The following is a 16,542-nucleotide window of genomic DNA, read 5'->3' on the forward strand; positions in this document are numbered from 1 at the left end:
GTGATTAACCAGAATTGCCGTTTTTAATGTTCTTCATCACATTAACGATAGGGTCAAGTACCTTCATCCCCAGCACTGCGCAGATCAAACCAATCAGGCCTGGATTTAAGCTATGGTCACTATTTAATGCTGGCGGGGTTAGATCGCCAAAAAACTCTTTGAGGATCACAAAGCACACATAAAATAAGATGGTTGCTAACAGAGCTTCAGTTAATGGTCGTTTTAGCTTTGAAAATTCTCGGTTAGACACGTGGTCGCGGTGATACAACAAGGTGGCGCCAAAGGCGATTAATAACGACCAGATGGGATTGGAGGGCAGGGTAACATGGAAAAACAACGGTTGGCTCTGCAAGCGAAATTTGTCGCGATAAAAGCTAATGTCAAAGCCGCCCATATGCATAGGCGTGTGCTTGAGCACGAAGGTTCCATCTTCAGCGACGGCTAAATCGACAATTTTCGGTTCACTTTCGCCATTGTTTTGCTGACGAATTCGAACTTTATAATTCTTATTAAGCGCTGGTTTATTAACGGTTCCGGAAATTAAAATTGAACCGGAAAACAACTGCACAAACTTTCTGTCGACGGTAGCAATAATATCATCGGGTTTTACCACTACTTGTTCACGATTTTTCAGATTGTACTGAGCTTCTTTTTTAAACAAGGTGGCATCAACCAAATTCGAGACAAAATCCCCGTAGTGATTAAAACGATACTTTTCATGGGCCAGCTGAGTGCGGAAGGTTTCACTACTTAAGCGTTGTGCAGCGTAAACGCGAAAGCAATCGATAGGATTGTCTGGGCACCAGTCTTTTGTCTGCATTTGCTGCTGGCGCTGCTCCGATAAATTTTCCGGCACTAATAATCCATTAAGGGTTTTACCGAGTAATTCGGCCACCAGATTTTCATCGTCAGGATCAAAATCACGCATTAGTTTATAACTTAATTCGGTAGCCAATACCGTCGATAGATAATGAGCTTTGCGAGGGTTAAACTGAGCGACTTTATTACTAAATTGTCCTTCATAAAGGTTTAACGTCGGCATGGAGATCAGCAATGAGTTTGCTTTTAAAAAAGGGTAAGTTTCTGGGGTACCAAAAGCGACAAAATTAACCTCATGTTGGGTTGACAATTGCCAGTAAAAATCCCTTACCGCCGCCATTGATGCATCATCGGTAGAGGTAGCAAAGATAACCGCGTTAGGTTGAGTCTCTTCATTCTGTGGATTCCAGACATCAGTATTGCCACCGTCTGGTTGACTAGAGCATCGGATTTTATCGCCGGGTTTATGGCAGCTGAGAATGTTGTCATCGGGTATGCCTTTCCCCGATATAATTTTACGCAAATGGGCGTTTAAGCCTTTGGAATAAACATCCTCTTTGTTAAAGAAGATATGGATGCGGTAGTTTTGATTATTGACGCTGGATTTGCGGTTGCTTTGTAGCTTGTTTACCACGTTCATCACCCGTTTATCATCGGCATGAACGGTACGATAAAAATAGGGATAGATGGGCTTAGCTTCATTGCCGATATTAATATTCGCTTTGGTGGCTGTAGAGTTGAGAATGGGAATGTTTGATGACTCAATTGCCAGCAGGTTAAGCAGTTTTTCGGTGCAGGTAGAGGTAAGCGGCCCAAGGATCAAACCGATTTGCGACCAATTGCTGATTTGTTCAAAGGTGGCGTTGCAATTTACGCTTTTAAGCGGCAACCGTACAAACTGATAACTGGCTTCAAAGCCTTTGATGGATTTACCTGTGCTGAGGGGGTTCTCTCCGGTATTGAAAAACTCTTCATCCAGTTGAATAGCCTCTAAGGTGTTATTAATACTGCGAATGAAAATATCATTTCCCTGCTGATTCAGATCGTCATCAAACACCAGAATTTGTATGGTTTTATCGTCCGAGCTGTTAAGCCCTTGTTGCAAATCTTGTGCAGCTGCAGGGAAAAGTAGAAAGCACAGAGGAAGGCATATAGCTACGCGGGTCAGGATCACTTTAGCTGACAGGCGCAAGCTTACGGCAAGTGGCAATAACAATTGAAACATTTCCCAACCACATTGATTCAGAGAAATAAATGATGAATATCAATGCATTGAGCATAGTCGGCAATGCTTAGTTTGCAAATGGTTGTAACGGATTTTGAGGGAGAGGAGTTTGCCCGGCAAAAGAGCCGGGCAGAGGCAATTGTTTTCGACTATTTTGCCTGTTCGATTAACTCAAACATTTCAGTGCGATCAACGCAGGCTTTTAGTACGTCGCGTTTAAAAGCGGCTTTTGAAGGTTCAACACGGTCGGTAGTGACGGTTTCACCGTTACCCGTGGCGCTGATCCAGCATTGTGGTTGTTCAGCGTTTTTCACCGCATGTACTTTTACGTTATAAAGCGTTGCAAGACGAGCTTCTGGAGCCATATTACCCGTGATCAGATGTTCGCCAGCAGTAGTTGCATTGGCAGCGAAAGAGGCCGTAAGAGCGGCAGCAAGTAAAAACTTGGTCATAAATACCTCGAATAAAATTGGGAGATATCTCCCGAAACCCGCGGCATTTTAGGCTTATTTATGATGTAGACAAGGGAATGTACGATAACGCAACCTAGGTTAATTGGCAGTTAACTAGCGGTTAATAGTTGGCTTATCGTTATTGCAGTTTAGAGATTTGCGTAAATAGTCCTTTGCTTAAATTGCTGCGGTGTTCCACTTTATCGAGAAACTTTTCACAAACCCGATTAAAGATACCACCGGCATTTTCCGTAATGAGCTCGCCATGGCACAAAAAGATTTGCTGAAAATCCCAGCTATCAACAATTTCTAAAGCTTCCTGCGCTTTTTGCGCATCATTGGTGTACAGTCGAAATTCTGGTGAAGACATCGGCTTTTCCCTGACTCCAAATAGTTTGAAAAACCACAGCATTGACGATGTAGACTTGGTCATGTTTTCAATAAAATCAGCGACAATTAAGGTTTTTGAGGGCTTGTGCAGCAACAGTATTTCCGAGAAAAAACAATTACCTGCGGTGGTGATCATATCGATATCTTTATCGAGAAAATTCGCTTGATAACCTTGTAGAACATGATCAACTTTTAAATCCGGGCAACGTTCTTTCAAACCCGGGGCGCCATAAATCAAAGCATCCGGATACTCAGCAATGTAATCCGCCACCGCCTGATTATGAATTTTGTTAGGCGCAATAATCCAGGAAACTTTACCCATATCTGCAAGGGACTGTTTAATGGCATCTGTTATAAAAATAGGAGAGTAGATCAGCAGCTGATTATCGTCAGTTTTAATCACTGCCATTCGGGTTTGTAGCGTTGTGCCGTAAAACTTCACATAGGTACTGTTGATAAACAGATTTGCACCAAACTTCTGCACGGTTGCGCTCTTTACTGCCTTTACTGATAATGTATCAAGTATATGCCATGGTTTTAAAAGTCACTGCATGGATTTCAATTTGAATCATCAGATGGCATCTAAACAAGGAAACAAAATGACTCAAGTTTCGAATAATTCAACGGTTAAATCGGTACTGTTTGTCTGTATGGGCAACATATGCAGGAGCCCAACGGCGGATGCGGTGTTTAGGCAAAAAGCCAGAGAGCAGGGCGTCGATATTGACGTGGATTCTGCAGGTACGATAGCCTTTCATCAGGGAGAAATGCCCGATAAACGCTCCCGCGAAGTTGGTGAAGCGAGAGGTTATGACTTTTCCGATATTCGGGCCCGTAAGGTAGTTAAAGAAGATTTTGAGAACTTCGACCTAATTGTGGCGATGGATCAGGACAATCTGCAAGAGTTGCAACACCAATGCCCAAAAGAATTTCAACATAAAATAAAACTGTTTTTGACCTATGCGAAGGATAGAGCGGAGATTTGCGTTCCAGACCCGTATTATGGTGGAAGCCATGGCTTTGAACATGTATTGAACCTTGTTGAAGATGCAAGTGAAGGGTTGCTCAGAGAGATAAGAATTAAGGGGTAAGGTGGGAGGTGGAAGTTAGCCTGACTTCGCACCATTCGAAAAAGCCCGCATCTTTGACGCGGGCTAAGTAGATTTATCGGTTACTTACGGATTTGGCGAGGATATTAAGGATCTTCTCGCTTTCGGCCATATCGATACAGGCGTCGGTAATGCTTTGACCGTAGGTTAGCTGGTCTTCTTTACCAGCAATAACTTTCTGGTTGCCCGGCACCAGGAAGCTTTCAATCATCACCCCGAAAATGGCATCGCTACCGTTTTCGATTTGTTCGGCAAGACTCTTCGCTACCTCAATCTGGCGATTATGATCTTTAGCACTATTTCCGTGCGAGCAATCCACCATGATCTTAGTGCCAATATCAGATTCCTGAAGTTTCTGATGGGCATGGTTAACGTCTTCAGCATGATAGTTAGGCTGCTTGCCGCCACGCAGGATGATATGGGAAAACGGATTACCATGGGTTTGGTAAATACTCATTTGTCCGCTTTTATCGGGTGAATATAATACGTGAGGGACGCTGGCAGCTTTTATCGCATCAATGGCAATTTTTACATTGCCATCGGTACCGTTTTTAAAACCAACCGGGCAGGATAATGCCGATGCTAGCTCTCGGTGTACCTGAGATTCTGTGGTACGGGCGCCAATTGCACCCCAGCTGATCAAGTCAGAAATATACTGACCGGTTACCATATCCAGGAATTCTGTTCCCGCTGGTAAGCCCAGTTCGTTAATTTCCATCAACAGGTTACGTGCCAGGTGCAGGCCTTTTTCCACATCAAATGACTTATCTAGCCAAGGATCGCTGATCAAACCTTTCCAGCCTACGGTGGTCCGAGGCTTTTCAAAATAGACCCGCATAACTATCTGTAATTGATCGCGGTATTTGTCATGCAACACTTTTAATTGTTTCGCATAATCAATTGCCGCTTCTGGATCGTGGATAGAACAGGGGCCTATGACCACCAACAATCGCTTGTCCTTACCACAGATAATGTTTTCTACGGTAGTACGTGAGTCGATAATAAAGTTGGCGGTTTCTTCAGAAAGAGGGATATCTTCGGCTAATTGCGCCGGTGATATCAGATGTTCGATCAATGAAGTGCGAAACTCGTCAGTCTTTATGGTCATTCGTTCAGGTTACCTTTTCTAATCAAGGGTAATTAAGGCCGCTAACATAGCTAAATTAATGGGATAAGTGAAATAGTTTCTATGAATTTTATAGAATATTTCGGTTATTTCGTTATCCACAACAATGTATTTTCTGCTTTACAGCATATTGCCACCAAAAACTGACGCATTTACAGGCACCTGCAAACTTATTTACCTAGTACTTGTAACGCTGCAATCCGGTTTTGGAAAGAATTTTTGCGGAGATTTCTTCAACCGAAAACTTGGTAGTATTCAAGTAGGGTATTTTCTCCCGTTTATATAGCTTTTCTACTTCGCGAATTTCTAATCGACATTGACGCGAAGACGAGTATTTGGAGTTGGCCATACGTTCATTACGAATATCGGTGAGACGGTCGGCATCAATAGTTAAGCCAAATAGCTTATGTTTGTGCTTTTTCAAAAAGTCGGGCAGGGCTAATTCGTCAATATCATCTTCGGTAAATGGATAGTTTGCTGCTTTAATCCCGTATTGAAGAGCGAGATAAAGGCACGACGGCGTCTTTCCGGAGCGAGATACTCCCACCAGAATTATGTCTGCGTGTTCATAATCCGTTACACGAGTGCCATCATCATTTGCCAGTGCGAAGTTAACCGCATCGATTCTGTAGTCATAGCTGTTCTCATGAATCGAGTGAGTTCGGTGGGCTTTTGGTTTGGCGCCAATGCCCAATTGTTGCTCTACGGGGCTGATAAAATGCTCGAGAAAATTGTAAATAACGCCATCACAACTATCGATAATCTCTCTGGTTTCGGGATTTACAAAAGTATGAAAAACAAAGGGTTTTAGACCGGTTTTGCGATATGCCTGGTTGATCTGTTGCTTTACCTGTTCGGCCTTATCTGTTGTCTCTACAAAGGGGACAGTAAAGTGCTCAAATTCGACGGGGAAAAGTGACAATAAAGCATGGCCAAATACCTCTGAGGTGATTGCCGTGCCATCGGAAATGTAAAAAGCTGCGCGCATTTGTGCTTCCTTGTAAAAACTTACATTATGTGTTTCAGTTAAGTTATGGGTTGTGTAGAATACCGGCGACTAAAAAAGCTCAACAAGCTTTATTTACTATAAGTCACTTCGATCCTGTTTCATACTTCATGGAGAATAATAACGTGCAAGAACATGTACTTTGGTATGAAGACCTTAATATGAATGACGTTGATCGCGTAGGCGGCAAGAATGCCTCACTGGGCGAGATGATCAGCAACCTTTCTTCTCTAGGTGTTCAAGTACCATCGGGCTTTGCCACTACCGCTTTCGCTTTCAATGAATTTCTTGACCAATCCGGATTAACTGAAAAAATTTATGCAGAGTTAGAAACTCTGGATGTAGATAATATTCAGGCTCTTACTGAAGCTGGTGGAAAAATCCGTCAGTGGATTATCGACACCCCGTTTTTACCTGAAATGCAATCTTCTATCGAAAAGGCTTATGGGCAATTATGCGCAGGCCTGGGTGATGAAGTCTCATTTGCCGTTCGCTCATCCGCAACGGCTGAAGATATGCCAGATGCGTCATTTGCTGGCCAGCAGGAAACTTTCCTGAATGTGCGTGGCTTTGATGCGGTTATGGTCGCTATCAAACACGTTTTTGCTTCTCTATTTAACGACCGTGCAATCTCGTACCGAGTGCACTCTGGTTACGACCACAAGGGCGTTTCCTTATCGGCTGGTATTCAGCGCATGGTTCGCTCCGATATCGCCTCTTCAGGTGTGATGTTCAGTATCGACACCGAATCTGGTTACGACCAGGTGGTATTTATCACTTCGAGCTATGGCTTGGGTGAAATGGTTGTGCAAGGTGCTGTAAACCCTGATGAATTTTATGTTTTCAAACCATCGGTAACTGCTGAAAAACCAGCAATATTACGCCGTAACATCGGTTCAAAAGCCGTGAAGATGGTGTATACAAGCGATTTAAGCCACGGCAAACAGGTTGAAGTTGTAGACGTTGAACAGGCTCAATCGGACAGATTCTCCATTAACGATGAAGAAGTTCAGGCGTTAGCAAAACAGGCAATGATCATTGAACAGCACTACGGTCGTCCAATGGACATCGAATGGGCCAAAGATGGCCTTGATGGCAAGCTATATATCGTACAGGCACGACCGGAAACCGTGCGTAGCCGTGAAAGTGGCAATGTAATGGAACAATTTTTGTTACAAGGCCAGTCAGATGTACTCGTTGAAGGCCGCGCTATTGGTCACAAAATTGGCAAAGGTACGGTTAAAGTACTGAAAAGTATCGAAGAAATGGACAAGGTGTTACCGGGCGACGTTCTGGTTACTGACATGACTGACCCAGATTGGGAACCAATCATGAAACGTGCATCGGCTATCGTTACTAACCGTGGCGGTCGTACTTGTCATGCTGCCATTATTGCCCGTGAGATGGGTATTCCTGCCGTTGTTGGTTGTGGTAACGCCACCGATTTACTTACCCACGAAAGCAAGGTAACCGTAAGCTGTGCTGAGGGTGATACCGGATTTATCTACGATGGCGAATTGGATTTTGAAGTGAAACGCTCTGAAATCGACAATATGCCTGATATTCCGTTCAAGATTATGATGAACGTGGGTAACCCGGACAGAGCATTTAGCTTTGCTCGTCTACCGCACAGTGGTATTGGTCTGGCGCGTCTTGAGTTCATTATCAATAAAATGATCGGCGTGCACCCGAAAGCCTTAATGAACTTTGATTCTCTAGATTCTGGTTTGCAGGAAGAGATCACCGATATCATTGCTGGTTATGACTCTCCGTGTGAGTTCTATATTGCGAAACTAACAGAAGGTATTGCAACACTGGCTGCGTCTTTCTCTCCGGAGCGGGTTATTGTTCGTATGTCGGATTTCAAATCGAACGAATATGCGAACCTAGTTGGCGGTGAAGTATACGAGCCGGACGAAGAAAACCCAATGATTGGTTATCGTGGCGCTTCTCGCTATATCAGCGAAGAGTTCCGTGAATGTTTCGCCATGGAATGTGAAGCCATCAAACGCGTTCGCAATGAAATGGGTCTTGAGAATGTGGAAATTATGATCCCATTCGTGCGTACTCTTAAAGAAGCTGAGCAGGTTATTGATATCCTCGCAGAGAATGGCTTGGTTCGTGGCGAAAATGGTCTGAAAGTCATTATGATGTGCGAATTGCCATCGAATGCCTTATTAGCCGACCAATTCCTGGATTACTTCGATGGATTCTCAATTGGCTCCAACGATTTAACTCAATTAACCTTAGGTCTGGACCGTGATTCTGGTTTGGTTGCGCATTTGTTTGATGAGCGCGATCCTGCCATTAAGTCCTTGCTAGAAATGGCAATTCAGGCCTGTAAGCGTCGCGACAAATACGTCGGTATTTGTGGTCAAGGCCCTTCAGATCACCCTGACTTCGCAGCCTGGTTGATGGACCAAGGCATTGACAGTGTGTCGCTAAACCCAGATTCAGTGTTATCAACCTGGATGTACCTTGCAGAGAATAGCTAGAATTGGCTATATGAAAAACTAGAATTTGCTAACTCAGCGAGATCAATACGAGACTCCCCCTCGTTGGAAAAGCAGCTTTCGGGCTGCTTTTTCTTTGAGCGAACTTTCTGAAATTTCAGTACACCAGCTACTCAATTAACCCCGTTTAATATTCTCGATTTTCGAAGAACTAAGTTGTAACTTTACCCTTGTGAATATTTGCAAGGCGAATAGACATTAATGTCGATTGGTTAAATTAAATTGATTGTTTTTTAACGTCATTTTTTGCATCATAGGCGCATATACTCGCTAAAATATTCTGTTGTTTATGCTGCCGCGCCTTGATGTTGACGATTTAGTTTCTCCTTTGTACCAAAAATACCTGCAAACCCTGAAATCCAGTGGTTATCGCGGTGATATTTCCTGTCAATACAGTGCTCGTCTGGCGGTTGCAACCGACAATAGCGTTTATCAGCAAATTCCTCAGGCGGTTCTGCATCCGAAAACCGTTGATGATATTGCCATTCTGACGTCTCTGGCCGGCTTGGAAAAGTTTCATGAAATCCAATTCAGTGCGCGTGGTGGCGGAACAGGTACCAATGGTCAGTCATTAACTCCGGGCATTGTTGTTGATCTATCCCGTTACATGAATCGCATTCTTGAGTTAAACATTGAAGAGCGTTGGGTTCGTGTACAAGCCGGTGTGGTAAAAGATCAGTTAAATGAATTCCTAAAACCGCACGGATTTTTCTTTTCTCCGGACTTGTCTACGTCTAATCGCGCCACTATTGGCGGCATGGTCAATACCGATGCATCGGGCCAGGGCTCTTTAGTTTACGGTAAAACTTCCGATCATGTTTTGGGCCTTAAAAGCATACTTGCCGACGGCACTGAGCTAACAACCGGTGCAATTCCGATTGAACAGGCGGAAGAAAAGGCAACGCTGGACAGCACTGAAGGGCGTTTGTATAAAACGGCGTTAGCTAGCTGTGGTGATAATCGCGATAAAATTCTCGAAAAATTTCCGCGCTTGAACCGCTTCTTAACGGGTTACGATCTGGAAAACGTTTTCGACCCAAGCATCACCCAGTTTGATTTAGGTCGCTTGATTACCGGTTCCGAAGGTAGCCTGGCGATCGTTGCTGAAGCCAAGTTAAATATTACCGAAATCCCTAAGGTCAGAGCCTTAGTCAATATCAAATACGATAGCTTCGAGTCTGCTCTTCGTCATTCTCCTGATCTAGTGGAAGCGAAAGCCCTGAGCGTTGAAACCATCGATTCACGGGTATTGAACCTGGCTAAGCAGGATATTGTCTGGCATAGCGTTCAGGACTTGATCACCGATGTGCCGGGCAAGGAAATGGATGGTTTGAACCTGGTGGAATATACCGGGTTTGAACTGGAAGACGTTGAGCAAAAGATTGCCGCTTTGGAAAAGAACCTTGATGGTAAGGCAGCTAAAGATAAAGGCGTTATCGGCTATCAGGTGACATACGATCTAGCCAGTATTTCTCGTTTATACGCTATGCGTAAAAAAGCCGTTGGTCTGTTGGGTAATGCCAAAGGTCAGGCTAAACCGCTGGCATTTGCCGAAGATACCGCGGTACCACCGGAAAACCTTGCGGATTTCATTATGGAGTTCCGTGATCTACTTGATGAAAACAACTTGGATTACGGGATGTTTGGTCATGTTGATGCCGGTGTTTTGCACGTGCGTCCGGCACTTGATATGTGCGATCCTAAACAAGAAGAAATTCTCAGGGATATCTCCGATAAAGTTGTAGCTCTGACTGCAAAATACGGCGGTTTGATGTGGGGTGAGCACGGTAAAGGTTATCGCAGTGAATATGGCCCTGAGTTTTTCGGTGACGAGCTGTTTTTAGAACTTCGCAAAATCAAAACCGCGTTTGATCCGCTAAATAAAATGAACCCGGGTAAAATATGTACACCGCTTGAGCGCGAAGACAGATTAGTCAGCGTTGATGACAAAAAACGCGGTGGGTTTGATAGACAAATTCCAATTCAGGTTCGCGAAGATTTCCCTTCGGTGATGAACTGTAACGGCAACGGCTTGTGTTTTAACTTCGATAGCAAAAGCCCAATGTGTCCGTCCAGCAAAATTACTTCTGACCGACGTCATTCACCTAAGGGCCGTGCGGGTCTAATGCGTGAATGGTTACGTTTATTGTCTCAGAAGGGCGTTGATCTCGACAAACTACAAAAAGGTAAGCAGGGCTTTTCTGTAAAGGCCATGGCGTTAAAGACCGCCAACACCCTACGTTTCAAGGCCGGTGAATATGATTACTCCCATGAAGTGATGGAAGCAATGTCCGGCTGTCTAGCCTGTAAAGCCTGTGCCAGTCAGTGTCCGGTTAAAGTTGATGTGCCAGATTTTCGCGCTCGCTTTATCGATCATTATTACGGTCGTTATTTGCGCCCGGTTAAAGATCACTTTGTTGCTCATATTGAAACCCTTGCCCCGAAAATGGCTAAGTTCCCGCGTACCGTGAACATGTCCATCAACAATCCGGTATTTTCCTGGGTGTCACGTAAGTTTTTGGGGTACGAAGATACGCCAATGTTATCGGTTCCCTCACTCGAGCAACAGGTAGACGATGAAGGTTTTGAATCGTTTGATTTGTATGCGCTGCAGCAATTAAATGATGAAGATAAAGCCAGAACCGTGTTAGTGGTTCAGGACCCGTTCACCTCATTTTATGATGCCAACGTGGTTGCTGATTTTATGCGTCTGGTGAAAAAGCTAGGTTTCAGACCTGTGTTGTTGCCATTTAAACCGAATGGTAAACCACAGCACGTGAAAGGGTTCCTGGATAAGTTTGCGAAAACTGCCGCTGATAGCGCCGAGTTTTTAAATGAATTGCATCGCCTGAATATGCCGATGATAGGTATGGATGCCTCGCTAGTGCTTTGTTATCGCGATGAATACAATCAGGTTCTTGGTGATAACCGAGGCGATTTTAACGTGCTACTAAGTCACGAATGGCTGTTTAACGTTAAAGATAAGCTTGGGGAAATTGCAGCCAGTACCAATCCGGGAACGTTCAAACTGTTCGCCCACTGCACCGAGAAAACCGCATTAGCCAAGAGTGAAGGGCAATGGCAGGAAATCTTCGCCATCTTTGGACTTAAGCTGCAAGCCATGAGCGTTGGTTGTTGCGGTATGGCCGGTACTTATGGCCATGAAACGCAGAATCAGGAGAACTCGAAAGGATTGTTCGAGTTAAGCTGGCAAACGCCGTTAAAACAAAACCCAACAGAGCTGATGTTAGCCACCGGCTTTTCATGCCGTAGCCAGGTTAAACGTTATACCGATAAGAGACTTCAGCACCCGGTTCAGGCCTTGCTTAAGCATATTTCCTGAGTTATCCATCGTATTATTACTTAGACGAGTGAATGGAATAGCAAAGAGTTATGAATAAAATTGAAATTCAATATTGCAGCCAATGCCGATGGTTACTTCGTTCTAGCTGGATGGCTCAGGAATTACTCACGACATTTGATGGCGAAATATCTGAACTGACGTTAAAACCCGGCACCGGCGGTATCTTTGAGGTTTTGGCTAATGATAAAGTGATCTGGTCGCGAGAAGAGCAGGGCAGATTTCCGGAAATTACTGAGCTCAAACAAGCGGTAAGAGATGTTATTGCGCCAGATAAGTCCCTCGGTCATTCTGACAAAAACAAAAAAAGTCATTGAGGTAATCGTTTTAAATTTTAGCTTGGTCGCAACTATCACCGCGATTGCAGCAATTTTATTCGATATAGGTTGGTGGTTTTTCTCGCCTTTGATGATAGACGATATCAAAGTATTGTCGGGGACATCTCTTTAAAGTCTCACCCGGTTGCCTTTGCCTACTGGAACCAGAATTAAAAAATCCCGTTCAAGGACGGGATTTTTTAATTGGTTTTATCGAGAAATTATTTGTGGCCGTTGGCGATAATTTCACGTGCCATTTGATCGGCAACTAAACCGGTAGGTAAGCCTTCTTGTTGAGCTTTGCTGAATACATCCATAAGCGTGTTATAGATATCTTCTACTAAAGCTGTAGCCTTGTTAGCACAGTATGGCTCATCACCAATTTCTAATGCGACATTGATGATACCACCGGCGTTGATTACATAATCTGGCGCATACAAAATGCCTTTATCTTTTACGATTTGGTCATGACGGGTTTCGGCAAGCTGGTTATTAGCGCAACCTGCGATAATCACCGCTTTAAGCTTTTCTAGCGTAGTGTCATTGATGGTTGCACCAAGCGCACATGGTGCGAAAACATCGACATCCTGCTCATAGATTTCATCAAGGCCTACAACTTTTGCATCTAGCTCTGTTACCGCTTTATCTAACGCTTCCTGGTTGATATCGGTTACTACTAATTCAGCACCAGCTTTGACCAGCTTTTCACATAGCGAATAGCCAACACTACCCAGACCTTGCACGGCTACCTTGATACCGGTTAAATCTTCTTTGCCAAGCTTAAATTTAACCGCGGCTTTGATACCTAAGAAAGTGCCTAGCGCTGTAAATGGACCTGGGTTACCACTTTTTCCTTCAAGACCAGAAACAAATTCGGTCTCTTGGTTAACGATAGCCATATCGCCAGTTGTAATGTTTACATCTTCGGCGGTGTAATAACGGCCACCTAAGTTGTTAACGGCGCGACCAAAGGCTTTGAAAAGGGCTTCAGATTTTAAGTTTTTCGGATTGCCGATAATAACGGCTTTACCACCGCCCAGATGCAATCCGGCCATGGCATTTTTGTAAGTCATGCCTTTTGATAAACGTAATACGTCTTTTAAGGCTTCATCTTCATTGGCATAGTCCCAGAATCGGCAACCGCCGGCTGCAGGACCTAAATTTGTATTGTGTACGGCAATAATCGCTTTTAAGCCAGTTTGTTCATCCGAGCAATAAACAACCTGTTCATGGTGATCAAAATCGACGAGATCAAAAAGAGCCACACTGTTCTCCATTTTATTGTTAATTACAGAGTAATTTTATTGACAATTTAAGCGGTAAAAATTTCGCGAACATTATCATTATCGCGAACTACAGGCCATACAAAGGAACAATTTCTTTTTTTTAAACTGTTCATTTAATACTACAGGCATTTTCGTCATTTTCTACTTGAGTTCATCGTTATTATCAGCGAGTATGGGCGAAAAATTTTCAATTAGAGGCCTCGTATGAGCAATCCTGGCGAATTTACTGAAGAACAACGCAGCGAATGGGTGCGTGAACAGTATCAGAAATCTATTAAATATCTTGCCGAAAAGGGTTTTGTAACTGACTCCGTAACCTTAATGGAGAGTCGTTATCTGATCCCTGTGGTTGCGGTATGGAAATTACAGACTATAGATAAGCAGAAAGTCTGGGTGATCAGTGGTGATTTGCCGAACGATCATATTGCCGCGTCCGCTGCAGAGAATGTTCGCGAAGCAATTCGTAACTTCTCGATGAAATGGCAGTTGCAAGCGCAAAACATCTTAGATGGCGCTCGCGACGAATCGCAAGTTGATTTCGCAAAATTATTGGTTAGCCGTGCAGAAGGGCTATATCAACTATTTGAAAACAAAGACCTGTGGCCTGAGGGTTAACTCAAACCAATGGCTTTGAGAAAGGTGTTAAGCTCTGTTAGTGACTTAGATAAAATCGTTTAAAATCGATTTCACGAATGGGGCAGGCCATTCTTTGGCGGGGTATACCTGCTTCCATAAAGACCGCCCCCACGGGGCGGAAATTATGGCTGGCAAAGTAACTAACAGCGTCAAGGTCTGAGTTGATGTAAACCTCATTAAGCTGGTTCTTTCTGGCGATTTTCACGAGCGCCTGGATCACCTCTTTGCCTACCGGACTTTTTCTCTTCGAAATTACCACAGCTATACGAGAGATTTCACCATCGTTGGTGATCCTTCCTGTTGCTATGGGTTCCTGGGTTTCTTCGTCCACCACCAGAACGTGATGGGCTTTGCGATCTCTGTGGTCAAATTCTACGTCGTAGGGGATTCGTCGTTCGCAACAAAATACTTTCTCGCGGACGGATTTCAATTGTCGCTCGGCCTGCTGCCAACGAACAACATTCACTTTGTAGCGCACTACTCACCTCAAGCTAACTGCCAAAGTCCTATATTTATAACCCTAGTTAACAGCTCCAGGTTTTTCAAATTGCTAATTGCTCTTTTTAGCAATTCAGAGTTAAGGTGTTGTTTATTGGCCATGGCCAAAGCTAAATCTAACGATTCTTCATAAATCGTAAAACGTTCGCCATTAATGAAAAGTTTTCGGTTTTCAATTACCAGAGTTTTGATACCAAGCACGGGTTCTAATGCACCGTCGTCTTCGATGATGTCTTCGATAATATCAGGCAGTTCTTCTATGCTGATTGGTTCTTCTGGCAAGCCCACGTCTAAGGCGTGATGAACCGACGTTAGCTGCTGACCAAGGAAGTCTTCTAGCATTTCGTCATTGTTCAGTACGTGTTGCATTTGATTTTTCAGATGCTGGAAATCTTTCGATGAAAGATTTTGCGGTTGATCCGTGTATTCCCGCTGACTGTCATCAAGACGCTTACTATATAGGTCTTCGTCAAGCATGTAGTCGGCAAGGCCTCCAAATAATTCTTGTGGATTAGGAGCCTGGAAACCAATCGAATAATTCATCGCATTATCAATAGCCACACCGTCGTGCGGGTGGTGTGGTGGAATGTAGAGTAGATCGCCGGCTTCGGTAGTGACATCAATACAACTCTCAAATGCAGAAACTTGTTTAAGGTCAGGGTGAGGAACTAGATTTTGTAAGCCGGTGTCAGGTTTACCTACGCGCCAATGACGTTTACCGCTACCTTGGATGATAAACACATCATATTGATCCAGATGGGGGCCTACGCCGCCTCCTGGCGTTGAAAAGCTTACCATGACATCGTCGATACGCCAGTTTGGAATAAAACGAAACGGGGTGATCAGTGAGTCAACATCTTCGAACCAGTGGTTTACCGCCTGAACGAGTAACGTCCATTGTTCTTCACCATAAGATTCAAAATCGTTAATGGGACCATGATCAACGTTCCAGTCATTGCCTTTACGCTGGACGATACGAGATTCAATCATCTCTTCCATAGCGAGCCCGGCTAATTCATCGGGGTCGACAGGGTCTTCAAATTCTGGGAATGCGTTTTTTATCAATAGCGGCTTTTTCTGCCAGTATTGTTCGAGGAATAGCTCAGGTGAAAGATCTTTCCAATCTATGATCATGGTTTTACAGCAAAATTAACAAACTAATGGCTATAGGATACACGCCAATCCGAAAAAAATCAGGCAACTTAAAAGGATTTCAGCAATACAATTTTTAAGCGCACAATTACTGCGCATTTTCGTCGTAATTCTAGAAAGTAACTTATCAAGACATCCACTTTAATGTGTTTGACTTATCAAGACACCCACCTTAATTGGGTCTTTATTCGGTAACTGACAAAGCAAAAGAATCGGTGTTGGGGAGGAGGAGGATGTTACATGCTAATCGGTGAATTGAACGATTTATAAAGGACAATCAGTGGATTCAACAGAATTAATTGGGAATGTAATTCTCAGTTTCTCCTTCGAAGTTTTGCAATTATAGGCCGATTTTCTAGATGTGACGATTAAGTTCGTTACGGTGGGTGTCTTAATTAAATAGGTTTGAATTACCGTGGGTGTCTTAATTAATAAGATTTAATTTACAGTGGTTAGCCTTACTAAGGGTTAATTTGCAAAAAGCAGAAAACAACCTTCTCTGGCTATCTCCATGTACGGGAGGAAAGATAAAGAGATTTATTGAATGTTGAGATATCATGGATGGTTATATCTCGAAAAGATACGTGGACGTATTGAATGTCGAAATATCATGGATGACAATATTTCGACCAAGCACGTCCATAAAAAAAGC

The 16,542-nt window shown here is 43.7% G+C and carries 13 protein-coding genes; 5 read left to right on the top strand and 8 right to left on the bottom strand.

Translation table 11 applies throughout. The features are described 5' to 3' along the window. Positions 1-4 precede the first annotated feature (4 nt). From FNC98_RS07820 to FNC98_RS07830, 3 genes are all read right to left on the bottom strand, one after another. Positions 5-2,044 carry a hypothetical protein gene (locus FNC98_RS07820; protein ID WP_143580707.1) on the bottom strand — a complete coding sequence of 680 codons (2,040 nt, stop codon included), beginning with the start codon at positions 2,042-2,044 and terminating at the stop codon, positions 5-7. 149 nt (positions 2,045-2,193) lie between these two features. Beyond that, complete coding sequence (locus FNC98_RS07825; RefSeq protein ID WP_143580708.1) at positions 2,194-2,496, bottom strand: hypothetical protein; 303 nt, start codon at positions 2,494-2,496, stop codon at positions 2,194-2,196. 139 nt (positions 2,497-2,635) lie between these two features. Then, positions 2,636-3,370: a DUF4336 domain-containing protein gene (locus FNC98_RS07830; protein ID WP_143580709.1), complete on the bottom strand. Its 735-nt coding sequence runs from the start codon at positions 3,368-3,370 to the stop codon at positions 2,636-2,638. Between the two features lie 115 nt (positions 3,371-3,485). Here FNC98_RS07830 and FNC98_RS07835 point away from each other — a divergent pair, with 115 nt between their 5' ends. After that, complete coding sequence (locus tag FNC98_RS07835) at positions 3,486-3,977, top strand: low molecular weight protein-tyrosine-phosphatase (protein WP_143580710.1); 492 nt, start codon at positions 3,486-3,488, stop codon at positions 3,975-3,977. 73 nt (positions 3,978-4,050) lie between these two features. Here the strand turns inward: FNC98_RS07835 and FNC98_RS07840 are convergent, their stop codons facing one another. Beyond that, a complete protein-coding gene (locus FNC98_RS07840) occupies positions 4,051-5,103 on the bottom strand; it encodes a 3-deoxy-7-phosphoheptulonate synthase (RefSeq protein WP_143580711.1) in 1,053 nt (350 codons plus the stop codon). Between the two features lie 196 nt (positions 5,104-5,299). After that, the gene (locus FNC98_RS07845) at positions 5,300-6,109 is read right to left on the bottom strand and encodes a pyruvate, water dikinase regulatory protein (RefSeq protein ID WP_143580712.1); all 810 of its coding nucleotides are present in this window, start codon (positions 6,107-6,109) and stop codon (positions 5,300-5,302) included. A gap of 143 nt (positions 6,110-6,252) precedes the next feature. On the opposite strand from FNC98_RS07845, the gene ppsA reads away from it, so the two are divergent. From ppsA to FNC98_RS07860, 3 genes are all read left to right on the top strand, one after another. Further along, complete coding sequence (gene ppsA, locus FNC98_RS07850) at positions 6,253-8,622, top strand: phosphoenolpyruvate synthase (protein ID WP_143580713.1); 2,370 nt, start codon at positions 6,253-6,255, stop codon at positions 8,620-8,622. Between the two features lie 307 nt (positions 8,623-8,929). Further along, positions 8,930-11,983, top strand: coding sequence for an FAD-binding and (Fe-S)-binding domain-containing protein (locus tag FNC98_RS07855; RefSeq protein WP_143580714.1), 3,054 nt, complete (start codon positions 8,930-8,932; stop codon positions 11,981-11,983). A 50-nt stretch (positions 11,984-12,033) separates the two neighbouring features. Further along, positions 12,034-12,318 (top strand): SelT/SelW/SelH family protein, encoded by a 285-nt coding sequence (locus FNC98_RS07860; RefSeq protein WP_143580715.1) that lies wholly within the window; start codon positions 12,034-12,036, stop codon positions 12,316-12,318. Positions 12,319-12,539: 221 nt separating this feature from the next. Here FNC98_RS07860 and FNC98_RS07865 read toward each other — a convergent pair whose 3' ends face one another. Beyond that, a complete protein-coding gene (locus tag FNC98_RS07865) occupies positions 12,540-13,583 on the bottom strand; it encodes a Glu/Leu/Phe/Val family dehydrogenase (protein ID WP_143580716.1) in 1,044 nt (347 codons plus the stop codon). 225 nt (positions 13,584-13,808) lie between these two features. On the opposite strand from FNC98_RS07865, the gene FNC98_RS07870 reads away from it, so the two are divergent. Beyond that, positions 13,809-14,219 (top strand): DUF4826 family protein, encoded by a 411-nt coding sequence (locus tag FNC98_RS07870; protein WP_143580717.1) that lies wholly within the window; start codon positions 13,809-13,811, stop codon positions 14,217-14,219. A 37-nt stretch (positions 14,220-14,256) separates the two neighbouring features. On the opposite strand, the gene FNC98_RS07875 is transcribed toward FNC98_RS07870, so the two are convergent. Together FNC98_RS07875 and FNC98_RS07880 are read right to left on the bottom strand one after the other, a co-directional pair. Beyond that, positions 14,257-14,718 carry a GNAT family N-acetyltransferase gene (locus FNC98_RS07875; RefSeq protein WP_143580718.1) on the bottom strand — a complete coding sequence of 154 codons (462 nt, stop codon included), beginning with the start codon at positions 14,716-14,718 and terminating at the stop codon, positions 14,257-14,259. An 8-nt stretch (positions 14,719-14,726) separates the two neighbouring features. Beyond that, positions 14,727-15,872: a cupin domain-containing protein gene (locus FNC98_RS07880; RefSeq protein WP_143580719.1), complete on the bottom strand. Its 1,146-nt coding sequence runs from the start codon at positions 15,870-15,872 to the stop codon at positions 14,727-14,729. Positions 15,873-16,542: the final 670 nt, after the last annotated feature.

Source organism: Thalassotalea sp. PS06, assembly GCF_007197775.1.
GTDB lineage: Bacteria > Pseudomonadota > Gammaproteobacteria > Enterobacterales > Alteromonadaceae > Thalassotalea_A.